General features: G+C 50.4%; 4 protein-coding genes. All 4 read right to left on the bottom strand.

Features of this window, described 5'->3' with window-relative positions; all coding sequences use genetic code 11:
* Window positions 1–13: 13 nt before the first annotated feature.
* Window positions 14–7,390, bottom strand: a complete 7,377-nt coding sequence (locus ACOJUN_RS03935; RefSeq protein WP_422135366.1) for an AAA family ATPase — start codon at window positions 7,388–7,390, stop codon at window positions 14–16.
* A gap of 118 nt (window positions 7,391–7,508) precedes the next feature.
* On the bottom strand, window positions 7,509–14,966 hold the full coding sequence (locus ACOJUN_RS03930) for an AAA family ATPase (RefSeq protein ID WP_422135365.1): 7,458 nt from the start codon (window positions 14,964–14,966) through the stop codon (window positions 7,509–7,511).
* A gap of 125 nt (window positions 14,967–15,091) precedes the next feature.
* Window positions 15,092–22,606: an AAA family ATPase gene (locus ACOJUN_RS03925; protein WP_422135364.1), complete on the bottom strand. Its 7,515-nt coding sequence runs from the start codon at window positions 22,604–22,606 to the stop codon at window positions 15,092–15,094.
* Window positions 22,587–22,895, bottom strand: coding sequence for a hypothetical protein (locus ACOJUN_RS03920; RefSeq protein ID WP_422135363.1), 309 nt, complete (start codon window positions 22,893–22,895; stop codon window positions 22,587–22,589). Before ACOJUN_RS03920 ends, ACOJUN_RS03925 begins: the two co-directional genes overlap by 20 nt.
* Window positions 22,896–22,919: the final 24 nt, after the last annotated feature.

Below are 22,919 nucleotides of genomic sequence, written 5' to 3'. Positions count from 1 at the left end.
GGCGGGGAGGATGTCAATGTGTATCCAGTGACTCATAAAGCGAATTCAAATTCACGCTGTTCAAAAACTCTTCGGCAATTTTTGTCAGCTCACCGGATTTGAGTATCAGAGCGTTGCTGTCGTTGAATGCCTGGCGCAAGTAGGCATCCCTGCCATATTCCTGAAACCAGGAAGAGCTGTTGATTTCAGACATCATGGCATACAGCTGTTTCGGTGAGGATGGATCACGAGCTCCATATTTGTATGGGTCATCAATTTTAGGCTTCACGGTAGCATCGACCCAACAATACGTTAAGCTACCGCCTTTCGAATGCGTTACTTCATACAGGTAGTGACTAAAGGCCTGCTGAATTGCCTGCCTGTATCTGGCTCTTGAATCATCTAAAAGCTTCTGATCCTGCCTTGATAATTCCTGGCTATTCTCAACTTTTTGTTGCAACAGGGCTTCGACCCTTTCATTAATCACAGTGCTGTTCCAGGAAGGCTGCCCCATGATAATCACCGGACGGTGGTTCGCCTTGCCCGAGATTAACTTTGGAAACGCAGGTGAGTGCATCAGCATTCGTTCTATATTCGGCATACCCTCAGGTTCGTTCGACCAGCCGGTCCGTAAAGACCGAACGATAATGATATCTTCAAAAGATTGCGAAAACCCGTTATGACAGTGAGTGACCAATAAGGCATCACCTTCTCTCTCCCGGAAGTTCCTGTAAGCCAACCGCCATGCAGGACTACTTTTTCTCCCGAAAAATACATACTTATACCATTTTTTCAGGCAATCAGCGGCTTTAACCTTCAGTTCGTCGACGCCTTCCAGACGCACAAATATCTGGTGATATCTATCAAACCCCCAGAAACGGTTGTCAAAGTGCACTGGATCCAGCCAACCCAATTTCATGGCTCCAAGTGCCAGGTGGATAGCCGAAGGTCTGGTTATGTCGATGTCTTGCAATATGTGCAGCAATGTCATTATCCACTTTAAACTGCTTGCTTCGGCCTGATCAATCACTGTCGCATAGATTGACTTGAGTCGTTCAATGACCTGATATTCAACACTGTTGCACAATATGTGCATTAATGCCTCTCTCATCAGTTTAAAGTCCATTTCCTGATCGACCAGTGCTTTGGTTTCCAATGTCTCCAGCATTGAGACTCCCATGAGAAAACCGGCTAAATTGTTTTCCTGCTGAGGGCTCTTTACTATTTCGGAATTACCTGAATGGGTTTCCAGCAATGCACTGTTTTCCTCAAGGGCTTTGTTCAGCTCCTCCAGACTCACGCCAAGGGTTTTAGCCAGAGCTTGCTTTTGGGCCAAATCAATCCCTTTCAGGAAAGCCTCAATCTTCTTTGACTCATCGCTGGAACAACTGATCTTTCTGTTGGGCTGGAAAGCATAGAGGATTTCTGTTGTCTTGGAAGGTGCTCCACCCAAATCCACGGATTTCCAGGTTTGGCCATCATCCAGGGAGTACTCGGCAAATGAGTGGATAGCGTTTTGAATATTTCGACAGGGAATCCCGAAATAACGACAAAAAGCAATAAAAACAGGCACACGATGAAGACAGCGCCCTTGCCGCTGTGTTACGAGGAATTTAAAGAAATTTTCATGGCGCTCTGGTTGAAGCTTACCCGAAAACAGTCGGCAATAGTCCGTGATCGCCCTGATTCGTTGCAGCGTGTTTATAGGGGATTTTATTTTCCGCAACAGTGTCTTTACTTCGGATGGGTGGTCAGTTTTCGCAAACAGTTCATCCAGTACGGTTTTGATACCTTCTGAACAGTGGCTGTCAAACCATGTTGATCGTTCCGGACGGGTTCCTTTGGCAGGCGTTTTTTTGCCCGGCTTTCTGGATTCTACGACATAAGCCACGTGAATACGCTGGTTGGCCTGAACCTCATTAACAGACAGTGTATGAAGACCGGTATATTGGTTTCTGACCAGGGTAAATGGCACATCAGGTTTTAAACGCAGGGCCACGATATAGTCATTAACCGTCAGGCTGGGCAATGCATGTCGACCATTGCCCGATATCCAGTTAAAAGTCGCCAGCGTTTGATCTCTGGTTAATTTCAGTTGCTGATCAGGCCCCGGCAACCGGGCCGGTATGAGGTTTTCGAAGCCATCAATGTCTTTATCATTAAGATCGATCTCTTTAACCTCACCCTCAGCAGACACATAAATATCCTTTGCCCACCAGCGATACATATGGGAAGGGCTCTCTGTCTCAAAAATTTTATAATCCTCAAGTTGTGGTATCTCCTGGCATTCATAGTCCGTTGTCCGATCCAATGTCGGAGCCTGATTCTCGTGGACTTCCGGATTGTAGGGTTCAGGAGCGTTATCACCGCCAACAGCTGACACTTGGTTACTGCAACCGTCAACCCGAAGGTTCTCCAGACCGCCCATCTGATGCCAAAATGCAGGCCATAGTTTAACGTCATGGTCATTCCATGCCGCTATCCGCTGTTCAGCGTCCTGAAGATAAGGCTGGGAAGCTGATAATTTCAGCGTTTGTTCCTGTTCTTCCGAGAGGGGAAAGACGCTATTGGCGTCCATGCCTGTCTGGCAAAAGTTACGATTAAACCAGCGTTGCTGCCAGTGTCGGTAGAGTGCCTGGGTGAGGATATCGTCCGATTCATCCGGTTTCAGGGAAAGACCGGATGCCCGCCACCGGGCCTGAGCCAGTCTTTTGATGATCTCCGTTCTGGCTTCCTTTGCATTCAGATCAGCATCAATAAGCATTTCATGGCGTTTTTCATCCGTACTGTTGAGATAACTGCGTCGTATCAACCACGGACGATCAATGTCCGATATTGTTTGGTTTAACCATTTGCAAAGTCCGGAATCAAGCTCACTATTACTTGTGGCAATAGCCGATGGATCTGGCAGTTCCTCCAGCGATAGTTTGGCGGCCATCAGGTAAAGTCGGTAGTGCTGATTGAAGCATTGACGAAGTGCTTTTTTGCTAAAATCGCCTTTTCTGTTAACAGCCATCGCGACATTCTGTAAATCGCGACTGGTCGGTTGTAAGGGCAGGTCTTTCCGTTGCAGGCAGGTCCTTAAACGACAATGTTTTTCAGTCAACCGTTTAGCCACGATTTTTCCCTGCTCATTCGCCGGCAAGACTTTTTCGGCAATGGTCTGCAATTCGGTCGAGCTGTACTGCCGGATCGGCAAATGCCTGAAACGCCCTTTCAGCGCCGGTGATAAGGTTTTTCGCCCACTGTACTCAGGCGGGTTGATGGTGGCAAACAGGTGGAAGCCCGGATGAGCGTCACCGGCCAGAATATCGTTTAACTCACCTTCCAGATGCTGGCTGTCGATCAGATTCATTTCCGAAATAACAACGATGCCGCCATCGACTTTTGCTTTCTGGATGGCTTCACACACTTTGTCCCAGGAACAATCACAGGCATTCAGGAGAAAAACTTCCGGCATGGACTCTCCCTGTTGCTCAGCCTGCTGTTTGACACTTTCGATCATCATATTCAGCGTGGCATCCTTACCCCGTCCAGCCGGACCTTCAATCAGCGTCGCCTGTCGTCCGCCGTGTTTTATGTTGAGATGATAAGCCTGCTGAGCGCGGCTTAAATCCTGTCCAAGCCGTTGCGCCAGCTCAATGACCGCCGATCCGGAGGTATCAAACTCAGGTCGGATTTCTTTGGTTAATGTTCTGAAGTCCTGCAGAATGTCTGGCAGGGTGTGGTTATGAACTCTGTCGCGCAGGGTGTTGTTCGGGTGGTAGCGCGCAGCAAACCAGATTTCCAGTGCCGAAAGGGCATCCTGTTGAGTCTCGCTGATTTCGGGACCCAGTAGATCCCGGAAACTTTGCCGGATCAAACTGTTCAATTGCTCACAGCTGACACTGTCTCCTTTGGATAACGCACGATCCAGATACCAACCCACCCAACTGCAGATATCGGTTAAATCCCTGGGAGTAAACTCATGCTCGGGCAACAGCTCCTGATAATATTGCCACAGTGCCATCACACTCTTGCTGGCACTGTGTGCAATGTCGTTTATTTGCTGCTCCGGCAGATGCCTTTGTAAATGCCTGACCAGAGTCGGCTCCACTACCCTGTCCCGAAGGAATGCCTGGTCCAGGCGTGGGTAGTAAGCTCTGGGCAGCTTCTCTTTCAGGGCCAGGTCCATTTGGCGTCCCGAATAATGATCGGGATTGCCGGTAAGAATTACCCTGTGTTTTTTGCTGACCCTGACAGGATGACCATTCACGTAGATGCAGGGTTGCGTTTCCCACAAACCGTTCAATGATGCCAGCAATCCGGTTTTGGCCAGATTGGCTTCATCCAGAACCAGGGTAATGTACTCTTTTCCAACACAGCCTCCGTCTTTGTCGGATTCGGTCTTGGCCCATTCCATCAAGGCCCGGTTTTGCTGCACCATAGAGCGGTCGCCGTCGGCATGTTGTTGCCACTGCCAGCGTTTCATCAGGGTCTGTTCGCTGTCAGAAGGCCCAAGGGAAATGACCTTAGCCTGTCCTGAAGCCCTGGCCATTTTGGTGGAAAAGTAGCTTTTCCCGGTGCCGGTTTCCCCTTCAAGGAATATAACGGGAGAGTCTGTAAGCCGGTCATGGAGTCGGGATAATCGACGGCTTTCACGATCCTTCTGACTCGTCTCGCCGTGATAAAGATCCCGGGCCAGTGCCGACAATGGCTTATCAAAGGAGCTGTTCCATTTCAGTGATTCAGACAGTCGCTGTTCTACACGTTCAATGCCTTCTGTTCTGGAATTTGCTGTTCTGGCTATGTGAAAACAATCGCTGGCCAGAACCTGAATGGCATCAGATCGGGTCTGCCCCAATGGCAAAGTTAACTGCCAGCCACAAGCCAGTGCATCCTGCAAACGTTTAATCTGTTTTGTTGGCCTGACGGCTAATGATTGACAGGGCTCTGATGCCGCTGGATCGACTTCTAACTGATACGCCATTGCATCTCGTTTTTCTTCAGGTGCATGGGCGACGATCATGGTACAGAGATTGTCCAGAACTTCTTTTTCATTCTGCTCTGAAAATGGACTCTTATAGGACAGTTGTAATTTTTCATTAAAGACAGCCGGGTCAAAGGCTCTGGCCAGTGACCACAGGTTCTGCTTCACAAACTCTCTATCCAGGCGCAGAGAATTGTTGATAATGGCATTTAAGTGATCCGGGTCTATCGAGGCGGTTTGATTCTCGTCCGGCGTCTTATCCGGTAACAAGTGCCAACAGGCCACTTTCATAAAATCCCTCACAGTCGGGTGCTGCCGGGTACCATGGGTGATGACGCTATTGATGGCCTTGCGCCAGTGGCAGGGCAGGAGCTGCGCGGACTGGTCAACCTGCTTTGCCCGCCGGGCAGCCAGTATCAGGTTATTCAACAACCCTTCGGTCATTACAGGCAGAGAGTTTTTAAGGCCGACAGGTACGGTTTTAAACGCTTTGTAAAGTTTATCAACTGCTTGTTCTGGCAGCTCAGTTCCGGGGATATGATGCTTGTCGCCATTGATAGCCCAGAGATCGACTTCAGGGCACCGTTTACCTGTGGTGACCAGCGAATTAAATACTGAAGACGGGCTCTTGGCAGACTCAGGCCAGAGCAGGGTGACATGAGCTTGTGGGTAGGCCTGTAATTGGCCATTCACCACCAGAGGTTGCCCGGCAGCCAGAGGTTCCAGCAGGTGCTGAAGCGTTGGATTACTCTCCAGCCCAAGGAATACGACCGGCTTGCCAGCGGTTAATGCCTTCTGCAACTCACTCTGACTTCGTCCAAAATGGGCCTTTTGCTCCGAGGTGATATGGATATTATCAAATAGCTGGCTGAAGCCGGTCTGTTCATTGACCTGAATGACCAGAGGTGCTGGCTGGTGATTATTGATCCAATGGCTTGCCTGGGCATGTTGCTGATAAGTGACTGTTTCAAAGGCAGCGCGATTTCTGGTTTTTTCCAATGGGATGGGCAGAGGGTATTCATCGTTTTCTGCCAAGCCCAGGACTTTCGGCTGCCGTTTTGAATGAGCCACCTGAAGCCCTGGCTGCAAACCTGTCTTCTCGCGAATCCTCTGCAGTGAACCCAGCAAACGAAACCAGAGCGCCTCACTGAGGGGAGAAGTTACGGTGACGACTCCCCCCGCCTGAACTTGTTCCAACAGACAGGTGTTTGGGGCTGCATGGCCATCCGGGGCAATGGCAATGGGGCTCAGCCATTCATTGATATTACCCTGGTTAATGATGATCGGGTTTCCTGGTGCCTGCTCTTTATCAAGTCCTTTTTCACCTTCTGTGTCACCTTCTCTGTCGCAGGAGCAGGAAAGGCTCTGGAACAATGAACGAAGCTCATCATTTCCTACCGGCATTTGATAAAACTGAACATTGTCGGGTAACGGACAAATATTCCCGTTGCTCTCAAAACATTGTTGCACCAGCATCTGACGAATCGTCTGTTCAAAGGCCAGGTCCTGCCAGTTGGCCCCTTTCAGAATGACCCGTTGTCCGGCTTTTAATGACTCAAGCCTGCCGGGGAGGTGTCGGATTCGCCCCTGTTGATCCACTCCGGGGCCGCCCAGAAGTAACTGTCGCCAGTTGTTGTGTAAGTGACAGTCAATAAGAACAGTATTGCTTTCATCCAAAACACTTTCGGCGGGGAATTCAGTCAATACCGGAGGAATCTTGTCGATGTTCATTGATGGGTCATTGCTGGTCTGAGCATCGAACCACCAGGTATTTTCCGGTCGATTAATTCGCCGCCAGAAATCAGCACCCAGTGCGCCGGCCGCAGGCGCTTCGTAGCTCTGGCCAACCGATGCCAGCTGCGCAGGGCTGGCCAGGACCAATAGAGAAACATGCTCACCCAGAGGGCGTTTCTTCTGGCTGACTTTGTCGTATAGACAGGGATTATCCGGGTCCAGCAGATCGTTAAACTTTGGCAGCTCGTCGCTGGTGAGTTTTCGGATATCCATCACCAGCGTTAGTGGCTTTGAACCTTCAAAGAGCTTGCCTGAGCTCAGAGTGTGGCAACCGTCGGCGGCAATACTCAACCGGCTCACCAGATTAGCCTGTGAAAGGTCATCGGGGTGGGAAATAAGGATGACATCCCGACCTTCATCGCCGGTTCGGGCAGCCAGAAGCTGTCGAACCTCATCATCATTGGCAACAAAACAGAAATCGAAGGAATAAGGGGCTGCCTGTGAGGAATTGGTTGAGGAAAGGGTACCTGCTCTGTCAGACAAGGTCATCGAAGTTGACGATACATAAGCTTTGACAGTGACAACAGGGTTGATGCCTTCAATCTTAGGCGGTGAACCGAACTGTGATCTCCCTGTTGGCATGCCATTATGGGATACGCCATTGTTACAAAAGGAGGGGGTTATTTCTCCGCCAATCTGACCATCCATAGCCACTTCTCCTGTCCTTTGAGAGATTAAGTTGAAATTGTTTGATCATTTGACCTTCGGATTGAAGAGAAGTTCATTTGGATCGTTATGTTTTGCCATTGAAGGAAGTCATCTATGATCACATTCTTAATGACTCACAAAGCGAATTTAAATTCATATTGCTCAAAAATTCATCAGCAATTTTTGTCAGCTCATTGGGTTTGAGTATCAGTGCATTACTGGTGTTGAGTGCCTGCCGTAGGTAGTCATCCTTAACAGAGTTCTCAAAAGAATAAGAGCTGAAAACAGAAGCCATCATGGCATACAGCTCTTCTGGTGAGGATGGGTCATGAGCGCCATATTCCGGCCTGTTGGCATCACCGCCCCAACAATAGGTTAAACAATCGCCTTTCGAGCGTGTCACTCCGTAAAGATAAAGACTGAAGGCCTGTATTAACGCATGCAAGCATCTCTCTTTTGAATCACTCAAAAAGCCTGCATCCTCAGGAGATATCCCAAGGTGGGCTAGTTCGTTTATTTGCGACAGTTGCTTCGAGTTCAGGCTATTCTCAACGGCTGTTTGAATCAGAGCTTCGATCTTTTCATAGAGCACATCGCCGTACCAGTGAGGTTGCCCCACGATAATCACCGGACGGTGGTTTGCCTTGCCCGAGTTTAACTTCACAAATGCAGGATGGTGCAGCAACATTTTTTCTATATTCGGAGTGCCCTGAGGTTCGTCCGTCCAGACGGTCTTTATGGATGAGCAGATCAATTTTTCTTCAAGCAGTGGCGAAAACCCTTCATGACAATGAGTGACAAACAAGGTATCACCATGTTCCCGTTGGAAGCGTTTATAATTGCGTTGCCATGCCAGGCTATTTTTTCCCCTGGTCAATAATCGCCGGTACCACATTTTCAGACACTGGGCGGCTCTGGCCTTCAGTTCATCGACGCCTTCCAGACGCACCAAAAGCCGATGATGTTCAATGGCTTTCATAACAAGGCTCTTATAGTCCGGCAGTGGATCCAGCCATCCCGATTTCAGGGCTTCATAGGCAAAGTGAATAACCGAAGGGTTGTTCAGGTTACTCTCTTTCAATATATGCGTTATTGAATTCAACCAGTCTTCAGGGTCGGCCCCAGCCTGATTTATCATTTTTGAGTGCAGTAACCTGAGTTGTTCAGTGACCTGATTTTCATCACTTTTGGGCAATATCTGTTTGACCGCCTCTGACATTGGCCTGTGACGACCTTTACTGTCATCCAGTTCGCCGATCAATTTCCTCTCAAAATAGCCCAATGTTTCTGTCTCCAGTAATATTGAGACACCCATGGCAAAACCGGTTAAATCTCCTCTCGCCCAGAGATTCAATACCGTGTTGTAAGTGCTCAGGTTCGTTGCTGGCAATGCACTGCCTGTCTCAAGGACGTTGTTCAATTCCTCAAGGCCCATACCCATGGCCTCAGCCAAAGCTTGCCGTTGTGCTGAATCAGCCTCTTTCAGGAGATCACCGATCTTCTTCGACTCAGAACCAGAACCGCTGACCCTTCTGTTGGGCTGGAAGAAAGACAGGGTTTGTGTTGCCTCGACAGGCGACCCGCCCAAATCTACTGACTCCCAGGTTTGACCACCATCCACAGAACACTCTGCAAAGGCATGGGTACGGTTAGATATTTGCCGACATGGAATACCAAAATAACGACAAAAAGCGATAAAAACAGGCACACGATGACGACAGCTGCCTTGCCGCTGTGTTATGAGGAAGTGCAAAAAATTGCCACTTTGCTCTGGCATAGCTGCACCGGAAAACTCTCGGCAATAGTCCCCGATTGCATCAATGCGTTGTCTCGTGTTTTCAGCGCTTTTTATTCTCTGCAAAGGCAGTTGTATTTCGGGTAGTTGTTGGTCAATGTTCTCAAGCAGTCCCTTGAGTACTGTTTTCATACCTTCTGAACAGTGGCTGTCAAAACCTGTTGATCGTTCGCGGCGGGCTTTTCCGGCAGGTGTTTTTTGGTCCGCTTTTCTGTGTTCTACAACATAAGCAAATCGGATACTCTGGTTGGCTTTGGCCTCTGGAGCAGAGAGTATGTGAAGCCCGGTGTATCGATCCCTGATGAGGGTGAATGGCAAATGGGGTTCTGTTCGCAGGGCCACGATATAGTCGTTAACTGTCAGGCTGGGCAATGCAAATTGACCATTGTTGGATGAGATGTCCAGGGTTGCCAGGGTTTGATCGCTGGCTAATATCAGTTCCTGATCCTGTTCTGGCAACCGGGCAGGTATGAGGACTTCGGCCCCCTGTATGAACTGATGACTAATATTGATCCTTTTGATTTCACCCTCAGCAGATACATAAATATCCTTTGCCCACCATCGATAAATCCCGGGAAAATGGTTCGGCAAATCAAAAATTATATAGCGGTAAATTTGTGGCTTTTGCAGAGCCTCATAGTTCGTTTTCCGGTCTAATGCCGGAGCCTTTTCCTCACGGTCTTCCGGGAGGTATTTTTCAGGAGCCTTATCACCGTCAATAGTCAACGCCCGGTTTAGAGGTTGTGGCTCTTGGTCGGTTCCCTGAGCCAATGCCGGAGCCTGTTGGTCATGGACTTGTGGTATGTCTTGTGATGCGTCGTTAATAAAATTGTCTACCAGATGATTCGTCAGATCACTTAGCTGGTTCCAAAATGCAGACCACCCTTGAAGGTCAGGAGCGTTCCATGCACTTATCTGCCGATCAGCCTCCTGAAGGTAAGGCTGGCAAGCCGATAGTCTCAGCGTTTGTTTCTGTTCTTCCGTCATGGGAAAAACACTATTGCCGTCTACGCCTGCCCAGCCAAACTGGCGATCAAACCAGCGTTGCTGCCAGTGTCGGTATAGTGCCTGGATGAGCGTATCGTCGGACTCATCCGGCTTCAGGGATAGACCGGATGCCTGCCATTTTGCCTGAGCTACCCTCTTGATGATTTCCTTTTTGGCGTCCTCTTCATTCAAAAGAGTGTTGAAACAAATTTCGTGGTTTTTTTCATCAACACTGTTGTGATCACTGCGTCGAATCAGCCATGGACGATCAAAGTCCGGTACTGTCCGGTTGAACCATTCGCACAGGCCGGAATCAAGCTCACCTTTATCAAGGGCAAGAGCCGAAGATTCGGGCAGTTCATCCAGCGATAGGTTGGCAGCCATCAGGTAAAGCCGGTAGTGTTGATGGAGGCATTGATGAAGTGCTCTGTCAGTAAAATCGCCGCCTCTGAAGACAGCCCTGGCGACATTCTGTAAATCACGGCTGGTGGGTTGCAATGGCAGTTTTTTGCGCTGCAGGTAAGCCCTTAAAAGACAATGTTTTTCTGTTAGCTTTTTAGCGACGAATGTCCATTCCGGGGACTCTGGCAACAGCTTTTCGGCAATGGTCTGTAATTCTGCCGGGTTATACTGCCGGATGGGCAAATGCCGAAAACGTCCTTTCAGCGCTGGTGATAAGGGTTTTCGCCCACTGTACTCAGGCGGGTTGATGGTGGCAAACAGGTGGAAACCCGGATGGGCGTCACCGGCCAGAATATCGTTTAACTCACCTTCCAGGTGCTGGCTGTCGATCAGATTCATTTCTGAAATCACCACGATGCCGCCATCGACTTTTGCCTTTTGGATCTTTTCACACAGTTTGTCCCAGGAACAATCACAGGCATTCAGAAGATAGACTTCCGGCATGTATTCATCCTGTTGCTCAGCCTGCTTTTTAATAGCTTCAATCACCAGGTTCAGCGTGGCATCTTTACCTCGTCCCGCCGGGCCTTCAATCAGTGTTGCCTGACGACCGCCGTGTTTCCTGATGAAATGATAAGCCTGCTGACAGCGGTTTAAATCCTGTCCAAGTCGTTGCACTAGCTCACAGACTGCCGATCCGGAGGTATCAAAGTCTGGTCGGATTTTTTCGCTGACTGTGCTGAAGGTCTGCTGAATATCTGACAGGGTCTTGTTACGAACTCTGTCGCTCAGGGTGTTCTCTGATTTGTAACGGGCAGCAAACCAGATTTCCAGTGCGGACAGGGCATCCTGCTGAGTCTCGGTGATTTCAGGCCCCAGTACATCCCGAAAACTTTGTTGGATCAAACTGTTTATTTGCTCACAGGTCACAGTGCCGCGAGCGGGCAGGGCATGATCCAGATACCAGCCCACCCAACTGCAGATATCCGTTAAATCCCTGGGGGTAAACTCATGCTCTGGCAACAGCTCCTGATAATATTGCCAGAGTGCCATCACACTGTTGCTGGCACTGTCTGCAAAGTCGTTTATTTGATGCTCCGGCAGGTGCTCTTGTAGATGCTTGAACAGAGCAGGTTCCACCACTCTGTCCCGAAGGAATGCCTGATCCAGGGGAGGGTAGTAAACTCTGGGCAGTTTCTCTTTCAGGGCCGGGTCCATTTGGCGCCCGGAGTAATGATCCGGGTTGCCGGTAAGAATCACCCGGTGTTTCGGGCCGACCCTGACAGGATGGCCATTGACGTAAATGCAGGGTTGCGGTTCCCAGAGGCCGTTCAATGATGCCAGCAATCCGGCTTTGGCCAGGTTGGCTTCATCCAGAACCAGGGTGACATAGTGTCCATCCTTGTCGGACGGAGTCTTGGCCCATTTCATCAATGCCCGGTTTTGCTGCACCATCGAGCGGTCGCCGTCGGCGTGTTGTTGCCACTGCCAGCGTTTCATCAGGGTCTGTTCGCTGTCAGAAGGTCCAAGAGAAATGACCGCAGCCCGTCCTGAAGCCCTTGCCATTTTGGCGGAAAAGTAACTTTTCCCGGTGCCGGTTTCTCCCTCAAGGAATAGAACGGGAGAGTCTTTAAACCGGTCATGGAGCCGGGATAATCGACGGCTTTCACGATCCTCCTGACTCATCTTGCCGTGATAAAGATCCTGGGCCAGTGCTGACAATGGCCTATAAGCAGAACCCCTCCGTAGCGAATCAGACAGTCGATTTTCTATGCGTTCAATGCGTTCTGCGTCAGGGTTTTCTGTGACATATTCTCCCCTGGCAATGTGTAAGCAGTCGCAGACCAGAGCGTGAATGGCATCGGATCGGGTCTGCCCCAGTGGCAAAGACAACAGCCAGCCAGAGGCCAGTGCGTCTTGCAGACGTTTGATCTGTCTTGATGGCCTGATGACTAACGATTGATATTGTTCTGCTGCCGCCGGATCGACTGCCAACTGATACGCCATTGCCTGTTGTTTTTCTTCAGGAGCATGGGCCAGGATCATGGCACAGAAACTGTCCGGGACTACTCTTTTACCCCATTCTGGAAATGGATTGTCATAGGACAGTTGTAAGTCGCCATTAAACACTGCCGGGTCGAAGGCCCGGGCCAGTTGCCAGGGGTTCTGCTCCACAAACTCTCTATCCAGCCGCAGGGCACTGTTGATGACGCCATTTAACCGATCCGGGTCTACCGAGGCGGCTTGATCCTTGTCCGGTAACAAGTACCAGCAAGCCACTTTCATAAAATCACGCACTGACGGATTCTGCCGGGTGCCGTGGGTGATAACACTGTTGATGGCCTTGCGCCAGTGGCAGGGCAAGAGTTGTGGGGACTGGTCGGTCTGCCGTGCTCGCCGGGCAGCCAGTATCAGGTTATTCAATAACCCTTCGGTCATTTCAGGCAGAGGGTTACAAAGGTCGCCAGGTACGGTTTTAAAGGCTTCGTAAAGTGAGCAAATTGCTTGTTCTGGCAATTCAGTCCGGGAGATATCATGCCTGTCGGCATTGATATCCCAAAGATCGACTTCAGGACAGGGCTTACCCGTGGAAACCAGCGAATTAAATACTGAAGATGAGCTTTTCAAAGACTCAGGACAGAGTAGTGTGACACGAGCTTGTGGGTAGGCCTGTAATTGACCATTCACCAACAGAGGTTGCCCAACCATCAGGGGTTCCAGAAGCTGCTGAAGCGCTGGATTAGTCTCCAGTCCCAGAAGCACAACAGGCTTACCCGCAGTCAATGCCTTCTGCAACTTACTTTGACTTCGTCCAAAATGGGCCTTTTGTTCCGAGGCGATATGGATATTATCAAATAGCTGGTTGAAGCCGGTCTGTTCATTGACCTGAATGACCAGAGGGGCTTCCGGCTGATGATTGATCCAGTGATTTGCCTGGGCATTTTGCTGGTAAGTGGCGGTATTAACGGCGACAGTATCTCTGATTGTATTTTGTAGCCTGGACAAAAGGCATTCGTCGTGTTCATTCAACCCCAGAGCTTCCGGCTGCTGTTTCGAATGAGCCACCTGAAGTTTGGGTTGCAGGCCGGTTGTGTCGCGAATCGTCTGCAGTGAACCGAGCAAACGAAACCAGAGTGCCTCAGTGAGGGGAGAGGTTACGGTGACGACCCCCCCCGCCATAACCTGTTCCAACAGACAGGTGTTAGGTGTTGCATAGCCTTCCGGGGCAATGGCAGTAGGGCTCAGCCATTCGCTGATATTACTCTGGTTAATAATGATTGGGTTTCCTGGTGCATTATCAGAGCAGGAGAGGCTTTGAAACAGTGAATAAAGCTCGTCATTGCCAACCGGCATTTGATAAAACTGAACATCGTCGGGTAACGGACAGACCTTGCCATTGCTTTCAAAGCACTGTTGCGCCAACAGCTGTCGAATCGTCTGCTCAAAAGTCAGGTCCTGCCAGTCGGCTCCTTTCAGAATGACCCGTTGTCCGGCTTTCAAAGACTCAAGCCTGCCGGGTATATGCTGGATTCGCCCCTGTTTATCGACTCCGGGACCGCCCATCAGTAACTGTCGCCAGTGACTGTGCAAGTGACAGTTAATTAAAATTGTGTTGTCGTCTATAGTGCTTTCGCTGGAGGGGAGTTCAGCCAAAACCGGAGGAACCTTGTTGACAGTCATCGACGGGTGATTGCTGATTCGAGCTTCGAACTGCCAGGTATTACCTGGCCGATTAATGCGCCGCCAAAAGTCAGCGCCTGGTGCGCCGACCGGCGAAGCTGCGTCACGCTTGCCAAGCGATGCCAACTGTTTAGGGTCTGCCACAACCAGCACAGAAACATGCTCACCCAGAGGGCGTTTCTTCTGGCTGACTTTGTCGTACAGACAGGGGGTGTCCGGGTCCAGCAGATCGTTAAATTTGGGTAAATCCTCGCTGCTGAGTTTTCGGATATCTATCACCAGGGTTGATGGCTTTGAACCTTCAAAGAGCTTGCCTGAATGCAGAGTATGGCGACCCTCCCCGGAAATGCTCAACCGGGTCACCAGATTAGCCTGTGAAAGGTCATCGGGGTGAGAAATGAGGGTGACATCCTGATGTTCATCGCAGGTTCGGGCAACCAAAAGCTGTCGGACCTCATCATCACTGGCGACAAAACGAAAATCGAAGGCGTGAGGTTTTTTTTGCAGTGAGGAATCGGCTGAGGATACGGTTCTCGCTTTGTCAGGCATTGCCACCGAAGAGGGCGATGTTTTCAGTTTGCACGTCACCTGGTAGCAGATTTCTATGCCCTTTTCCTTTTCCTCTGATGGTGGCTTGGCTGGCACACGTCCATCAGGCACGTATCTCTCAGGAACAGGACTGTCTGTTTTTTCACCTATCTGATCATGCATAGTCAATCTCTCTCCCGGAGGACTGCTTGAAGTTGTTTAATCGTTTGACCTTCAGACAGGAGAAAAGTTCTATTGGAGGGTTATCCGAAACCATTAAAGGGAAATCACTGGTCTCGAATAACTCATCACGATCCGGCTACTACCTGGTCCATCACTGCGTCACAAAGCGAATTCAAATTCACGCTGTGCAAAAACTCCTTGGCAATTTTTGTCAGCTCGTGGGGTTTGAGCACCAGGGCGGTGCTGGCGTTTTGAACCTGCTTTAAGTAGTCAACCTTAACAAAACACTGAAAATCGAAAGAGCTTCCAATTCGATCCATCATGGCATACAGTTCTTTGGCTGAGGATGGGTCACGAGAGCCATAGCAGCTGCCCGGATCATGCGACCCGTTGATGAGTGCATTACCCCAGCAATACGTTAAATGACCACCCTCCGAGAGTGTCAAGTCACAGAGATAATGACAGAAGGCCTGCTCAACCGCTTCCCGACATTTATCTTTCAGGCTATATTGCGTATCTGTCGCAAAAAAGTTATTTATCCTCCCATCTTCGAAGAACTGCTTCATGCGAGGGCTGTTGCTGACTTTTTGAAACAGGGCTTCATACTTTTCACACATGTCTCCGTCGCCCCAGTTAGGTTTCCCCAAGATAATCACCGGACGGCGGTTCACCTTGCCCGACTTTAACTGCTCAAACGCAGGATCATGTACCAACATTCGTTCTATATTCGGAATGCCCTCAGGTACCTCAGTCCAGGCGATCTGCATAGATGGATCGAGAATTTTCTTTTCAAGGAGTGACGAACTGCCATCATGACAATGAGTGATGAAGAAGGCGTTATTTTTTTGCTTTTGGAAGCTTTCATAGACCGGCGGCCATACCTGGCTACTCTTTCCTCTGGGCAATAATTTCCTGTACCACATTTTCAGGCAGTGGGCGGCTCTAACCTTGAGTTCATCGATTCTTTCCAGAGTCAGCAACAGATTATGATGTTCTCTGGTCATCGTAACAGGGTTCTCATCGTCCGGAAGTGGATTAAGCCAACCCGATTTCAGTGCTTCATCGGCAAGGCGGATAAACGAAGGGGTTTCCTCATCACTCTTTGCCAATATATCCACTATTGATTTCATCCACTGGTCAGGGCTGGCTCTGCCCTGAACAATCATTTTTGAATACAATGACCTGAGTGGATCAGTGACCTGATCTTCGTCACTGTCGGACAATATTTGCTTTACTGCTTCCGACATCGGTTTATAGGTATACCCAGGGCCGTAACGCACATCACCGACCAATGCCTGCTCGTCAGGGCCCAGTGCTTCTGCCTCTAGCGACTCTAATAGTGAAACACCCGTTGCAAAACCGGTTAAATCTTTTTTCTCCCAAAGTTTCCTTACTATTTGGGCTTGGCTCAGATCATCGGTTACTGGCAATGCACCGCCTGTTTCAAGAGCTTTCTTCAGCTCCTCAATGCTGATACCACAGGCTTCAGCCAAAGCCTGCTGTTGTGCCGAATCAGCCCCTTTCAGGAGATTCTTAATCCTCCTTGACTCAGTGCCACAACCACTGGCCCAATGGGTGGGCTGGAAGTCAGGCAGGATTTCTGTTGCCTCGACAGGCTCCCCGCCCAAATCCACGAACTCCCAGGTTTGGCCTCCGTCCAGCGAATACTCTGCAAAGGCGTGATCGCAGTTAACAATTTGTCGGCATGGAATCTCAAAATAACGACAAAGAGCGACAAAAACAGGCGTACGGTGACGACAACTGCCTTGCCGCTGTGTTACCAGGAATCGAAACAAATTTTCACCGTACGCTGGTACAGAATCACCGGTAAACTGTTCACAATAGTCCTTGATTGCTTGGATTTGTTGCCTGTTGTCTCTGGCTTTTTCCACTGTCTGCAAAAGCTGCTTTAATTCCTCAGATTGGTCCTTAGTGGCCACAAACGGTTCTTCCAGCACTGTTTTCATACCTTCGCAGCAGTAGGCGTCAAATCGTTTTGATTGTTCCGATAGGGCTTCTTCAGCGGATGTTTTTATGCCAGGCTCCCTGGGTTCTACGACATAAGCAAATTTAATTATCTGGTTGGCTTCGGCTTCTGCAACTGTCAGTGTGTGAAGCCCGGTATATCGGTCCCTGACCAGGGTAAATGGCAATTCGGGTGTTATGCGCAGGGCTACGATATAGTCGTCAGGCGTCAGGCTGGGCAATGCATATCGACCATCGTCCGATGACCATTCAAAGGTCGCCAGCGTTTGATCTGTGGTTAATGTCACTTCCTGGTCAGATTCTGGTAACAGGTCCGGTATCAGGACTTCGGCCCCCTGCATGTGTCGATCATTAATATCGATCCATTTGATATCGCCCCCGGCAGACACAAAAATATCCTTTGCCCACCACCGATACATTCTGGAAGGAAGGCCCGGCCTGTTAAAAATTATATGATTGTCAGTCTGTGACTTACCCCGTTGCCCGTAGCTTGTTCTCCGGTCCAATGCCAGAGCTTCTTCCTCGTGGTCTTCCGGATTGTATTTTTCAGGCCTGTTATCATCGCCAGTGCTCAAGGCTTCGTTAACAGGTTGTGGCTCATGGCTCGTGCTCTGAGCCAATGCCGGAGCCTGTTCCTCGTCGATTTTTGCAGCCCGCGCCTGGTCAACATAATGGTCAGCCAGATGGCTCGGCAGATCACTCAGCTGATGCCAAAATGCAGGCCATAGTTGCACGGGATTGGCGTTCCATGCACTTATCCGCCGATCAGCCTCCCGAAGGTAAGGCTGGTTAGCCGTTAATTTCAGCGTTTGTTGCTGCTCTTCCGTAAGGGGAAATACACGATTAGCGTTTATAGCCGTCTGGCCAAACTCACGATCAAACCAGCTTTGCTGCCAGTGACGGTATATTGCCCCGGTAAGAATATCGGCTGACTCATACGGCTTCAGGGAAAGACCGGATGCCTGCCATCTGGCCTGAGCTACCCTGTCGATGATTTCCGCTTTGGTTTCCTCATCGGTCTGAAGAGCGTTAAAGAAAATTTCATGGTTTTTTTCATCCATACTGATGTGATCGCTGCGTTGTATCAACCAGGGGCGATCAATGCCCGGTATCGTTCGGTTGAACCACTCGCAAAACTCAGTATCAAGCTTACCTCTGGCCATGGCAAAAGCCGATGACCCGGGCAGTTGCTCCAGCGTTCTTCTGGCTGCCATCAGGTAAAGCCTGTAGTGCTGATTGAGGTATTGATGAAGTCTTGTTTTGGTAAAATCACCCCCTCTGTTAATGGCCTTCGCCACATTCTGTAAATCAAGGCTGGTGGGCTGCAACGGCAGTTTTTTCTCTTGCAGGCAGGCCCTCAATCGACAATGCTGCCGGGTCAGCTCTTCAGCTACGCTTTTCCCCTGCTCATTGTGTGGCAACACTTTCTGGGCAATGGTCTGCAGTTCGGTCGGGATGTACTGCCGGATGGGCAAATGTCGAAAACGTCCTTTGAGTGCCGGTGATAAGGGTTTTCGGCCACTGTACTCAGGCGGGTTGATGGTAGCGAACAGGTGGAAACCCGGATGGGCGTCACCGGCCAGAATATCGTTTAACTCACCTTCCAGATGCTGGCTGTCGATCAGATTCATTTCCGAAATGACTACTATGCCGCCATTGACTTTTGCCTTCTGGATCGCTTCACACACTTTCTCCCAGGAACAATCACAGGCATTCAGGTAAAAGACCTCCGGCATCAATTCCTGCCGTTGCTCTGCCTGCTGTCTGACACTTTCAATCATCAGATTCAGCGTGGCATCCTTACCCCGTCCAGCCGGGCCTGCAATCAGTGTCGCCTGACGACCGCCGTGTTTCCTGTCGAGGTGATAAGCCTGCTGACAGCGGCTTAAATCCTGCCCAAGCTGTTGCGCCAGTTCACTGACTGCCGATCCGGAGGTATCAAACTCAGGTCGGTTTTTTTCAGTGAATTGCATGAAGGGCTGCTGTATATCCCTGAGGTTCTGTGTACGAACTCTGTCGCTCAGCGTGTTGTCCAGTTGGTAGCGGGCGGCAAACCAGATTTCCAGTGCCAGCAAGTTATCCTGATAAATCTCGGCGATCTCGGGACCCAGAAGATCCCTAAAGCTCTGCTGGATCAAACTGTTTATTTGCTCACAGGTAACAGGGGCAACGGTGGGCAGCGCACGATCCAGATACCAACCCACCCAGCTGCAGATATCCGTTAAATCCCTGGGGGTAAACTCATGTTCTGGTAACAGTTCCTGATAATATTGCCAGAGAGCCATCACGCTCCCGGTGGTAGTGTGTGCAATGTCGTTTATTTGATGGCGTTGCAAATGACTGAGCAAAGCGGGTTCCACTACTCTGTCCCGAAGGAAAGCCCGGTCCAGACGTGGGTAGTAAGCCCTTGGCAGTTTCTCTTTCAGGGCCGGGTCCATTTGCCGCCCGGCGTAATGATCCGGGTTGCCGGTGAGAATCACCCGGTGTTTCGGGCCGACCTTGACAGGATGACCATTCACATAAATACAGGGTTCCGGTTCCCATAAGCCGTTCAATGATGCCAGTAATCCGGTTTTGGCCAGGTTGGCCTCATCCAACACCAGTGTTATGTATTCGTCGTCTTTGTCGGATTCGATCTTGGCCCATTCCATCAGCGCCCGGTTTTGCTGCGCCATAGAGCGGTCGCCGTCGGCGTGCTCTTGCCACTGCCAGCGTTTCATCAGGGTCTGTTCGCTGTCGGAAGGTCCAAGGGAAATGACCTTGGCCTGTCCTGAAGCCCTGGCCATTTTGGCAGAAAAGTAACTTTTCCCGGTGCCGGTTTCTCCCTGCAGGAATATAACGGGAGAGTCCGCAAATCGTTCATGGAGTCGCGACAATCGACGATTTTCACGATCCTTCTGACTCGTCTCGCCGTGATAAAGATCCCGGGCCAGTGCTGACAAGGGCTTATCAATGGAGCTGGTCCATTTCAGTGATTCAGACAGTCGCTGTTCTACACGTTCAATGCCTTCTGTCCTGGAATTCGCTGTTCTGGCTATGTGAAAACAATCGCTGGCCAGAGCCTGAATGGCATCGGATCGGGTCTGCCCCAGCGGCAAGGACAACTGCCAGCCAGAGGCCAGTGCATCCTGTAAACGTTTAATCTGTCTGGTTGGTCTGATGGCTAACGATTGACAGGGCTCTGTTGCCTTCGGATCAACTTCCAGCTGATAGGCCATTGCCTGTTGTTTTTCTTCAGGAGCATAGGCCAGGATCATGGCACAGAAACTGTCCGGGACTCCTTCTTCGTACCATTGCGGAAATGGATTTTCAAAGGACAGCTGTAAGTCGCCATTAAAGACTGCCGGGTCAAAGGCTCTGGCCAGAGGCCACAGGTTCTGCTCGACAAACGTTCTATCCAACTGCAGGGTGCTACTAATGATGTCATTTAATTGATCCGGATCTACCGAGGCGGCTTGATCCTCATCCGGCGTCTTATCGGGTAACAATTGCCAACAGGCCACTTTCATAAAATCTCGCACGGAGGGGTGCTGCCGGGTGCCATGGGTAATGACGCTATTGATTGCCTTGCGCCAATGGCAGGGCAGGAGATGTGGCGACTGGTCAACCTGCTGTGCTCGCCTGGCGGCCAGAATCAGGTTATTCAATAACCCTTCGGTCATTTCAGGCAGAGGGTTACAAAGGTCAGCAGGTACGGTTCTAAAGGCTGCGTAAAGTTCATTAAGCGCTTGTTCTGGCAGCTCAGTCCGGGAGATTTTATGCCTGAGGACATTGATACCCCAGATATCGATCTCAGGACAAGGGGTGGCTGCGGCTACCATCGAACCGAATACTGAAGATGGGCTGTTCGCAGACTCAGGCCAAAGTATTGTGACATGAGCCTGTGGGTAGGCCTGTAATTGGCCATTCACCATCAGAGGTTGCCCGACAATCAGGGGCTCCAACAGCTGCTGAAGGCTTGGGTTACCCTCGAGACCCAGCATTACAACCGGCTTGCCAGCCGTTAATGCCTCCTGCAATTGACTCTGGCGTCGCCTGAAATGGGCCTTTAGTTCCGAGGCGATATGGATCTCATCAAATAGCTCGCTGAGGCTGGTCTGGTCATTAACCTGAATGATCAAAGGGGCTTCCAGGTGATCTTTTATCCACTGACTTACCTGGGCATGATGCTGGTAAGTGACGGTACTAAAAGCGGCCTGATTCCTGCCTTTTTTATCTTGCTGATGGCTCCCGGGCAGAGGGCACTCATCATTTTCTGTCAATCCCAGGGCTTCCGGTTGTTGCCTTGAATTGACCACCTGAAGCCGAGGCTCCATGCCGGTCGTTTCGCGAATGGTCTGCAGTGAGCCCAGCAAACGGAACCAAAGAGCCTCAGTGAGGGGAGAGGTTACGGTGACGATCCCTCCCGACCGAACCTGTTCCAAAAGACAGCTGTTAGGGACGGCATAACCTTCCGGGGCAATGCTAATCGGGCTCAGCCATTCCCTGATATTGCTCTGGTTAATGATGATCGGGTTTCGTGGTGCGTCGGGGGAAAGTCCTTCCTCATCGTGTTTGTCAAAAGAGTAGGACAGGCTTTGGAACAGTGAATGAAGCTCGTCATTCTCCACCGGCATTTGATAAAACTGAACATCGTCCGGTAACTGACAGACTTTCCCGTTGCTCTCAAAACACTGTTGCGCGAGCATTTGTCGGATCGTCTGTTCAAAGGCCAGGTCCTCCCAGTCGGCCCCTTTCAGAATTACCCGTTGCCCAGCCCTTAATGACTCAAGCCTGCCGGGGGTGTGCTGGATTCGCCCCTGTTTATCGACTCCGGGGCCGCCCAGCAGCAACTGTCGCCAGTTATTGTGAAAGTGGCAGTCAATTAGAAGGGTATTGCCGTCTATAGCACTTTCGGCAGAAGGGAATTCAGCCAATACCGGAGGAACCTCGTCGGTTTCCATCAACGGCTCATTGCTGGTTTTTGTGTCAAACTGCCAGGTATTGTCCGGTCGATTAATTCGCCGCCAGAAGTCTGCACCCGGTGCGCCGCCTGCGGGCGCATCGCCATGCTGGCCAACCGCTGCCAATTGCCCGGGGTCTGCCAGGACCAGCAGAGAAACATGGGGTCCCAGAGGGCGTTTCTGCTGACTGACTTTGTCATACAGACAGGGGTTATCCGGGTCCAGCAGGTCGTTAAATTTTGGTAGCTCATCGCTGCTGAGTTTTCGGATATCTATCACCAGGGTTAATGGCTGTGAAGCCTCAAACAGCTTGCCTGAACGCAGAGTCTGGCGACCGTCGCCGGAAATGCTTAACCGGGTCACCAGATTAGCCTGTGAGAGGTCATCGGGGTGAGAAATGAGGGTGACATCCTGATGTTCATCGCCGGTCCGGGCAATTAAAAGCTGTCGAACTTCATCATCATGGGCGACAAAACGAAAATCGAAGGCATGAGGATTTTTTTGCAGTGAGGAATCCGTTGAGGATACGGTTCTCGCTTTGTCAGGCATTGTCAACGGAGAGGGCGATGTCTTTAGTTTGGACGTCACCTGGTAGCAGATTTCTATGCTCTTTTCTTTTTCCTCCGATGATGGCTTGGCTGGCACATGTCCATCAGGCACGTATCTCTTAAGAGCAGAGCTGTCTGTTTTTTCACCAATCTGGCCATCCATAATCAATCTCTCTCCCTAAGGACTGCTTGAAGTTGTTTTGTTGTTTGACCTTCAGACAGGAGAAAAGTTCTATTTGCAGGGCTCTGTAGGGGACACTCGGGGATGACAAGGCTAGAGGGGGCACCGGGCAGTATGGTTCTGGTGGTGAGTCAGTTTGGATTCCTGCCTTCGCGGGAATGACGGGAGTGAAGCTGGGAATGACGGGAGTGAAGCTGGGAATGACGGGAGTGAAGACGGGAAAGAGTATGTGGTCGTCATTCCCGCGAAGGCGGGAATCCAGCGCCAACATAGGGTCACCGACTTCTCCGGCATG

Source organism: Endozoicomonas sp. ALD040 (genome assembly GCF_049275945.1).
Lineage (GTDB): Bacteria > Pseudomonadota > Gammaproteobacteria > Pseudomonadales > Endozoicomonadaceae > Endozoicomonas_A.
The sequence above is the reverse complement of the archived record's forward strand: the minus strand, read 5'-3'. Positions and strand labels throughout refer to the sequence as shown.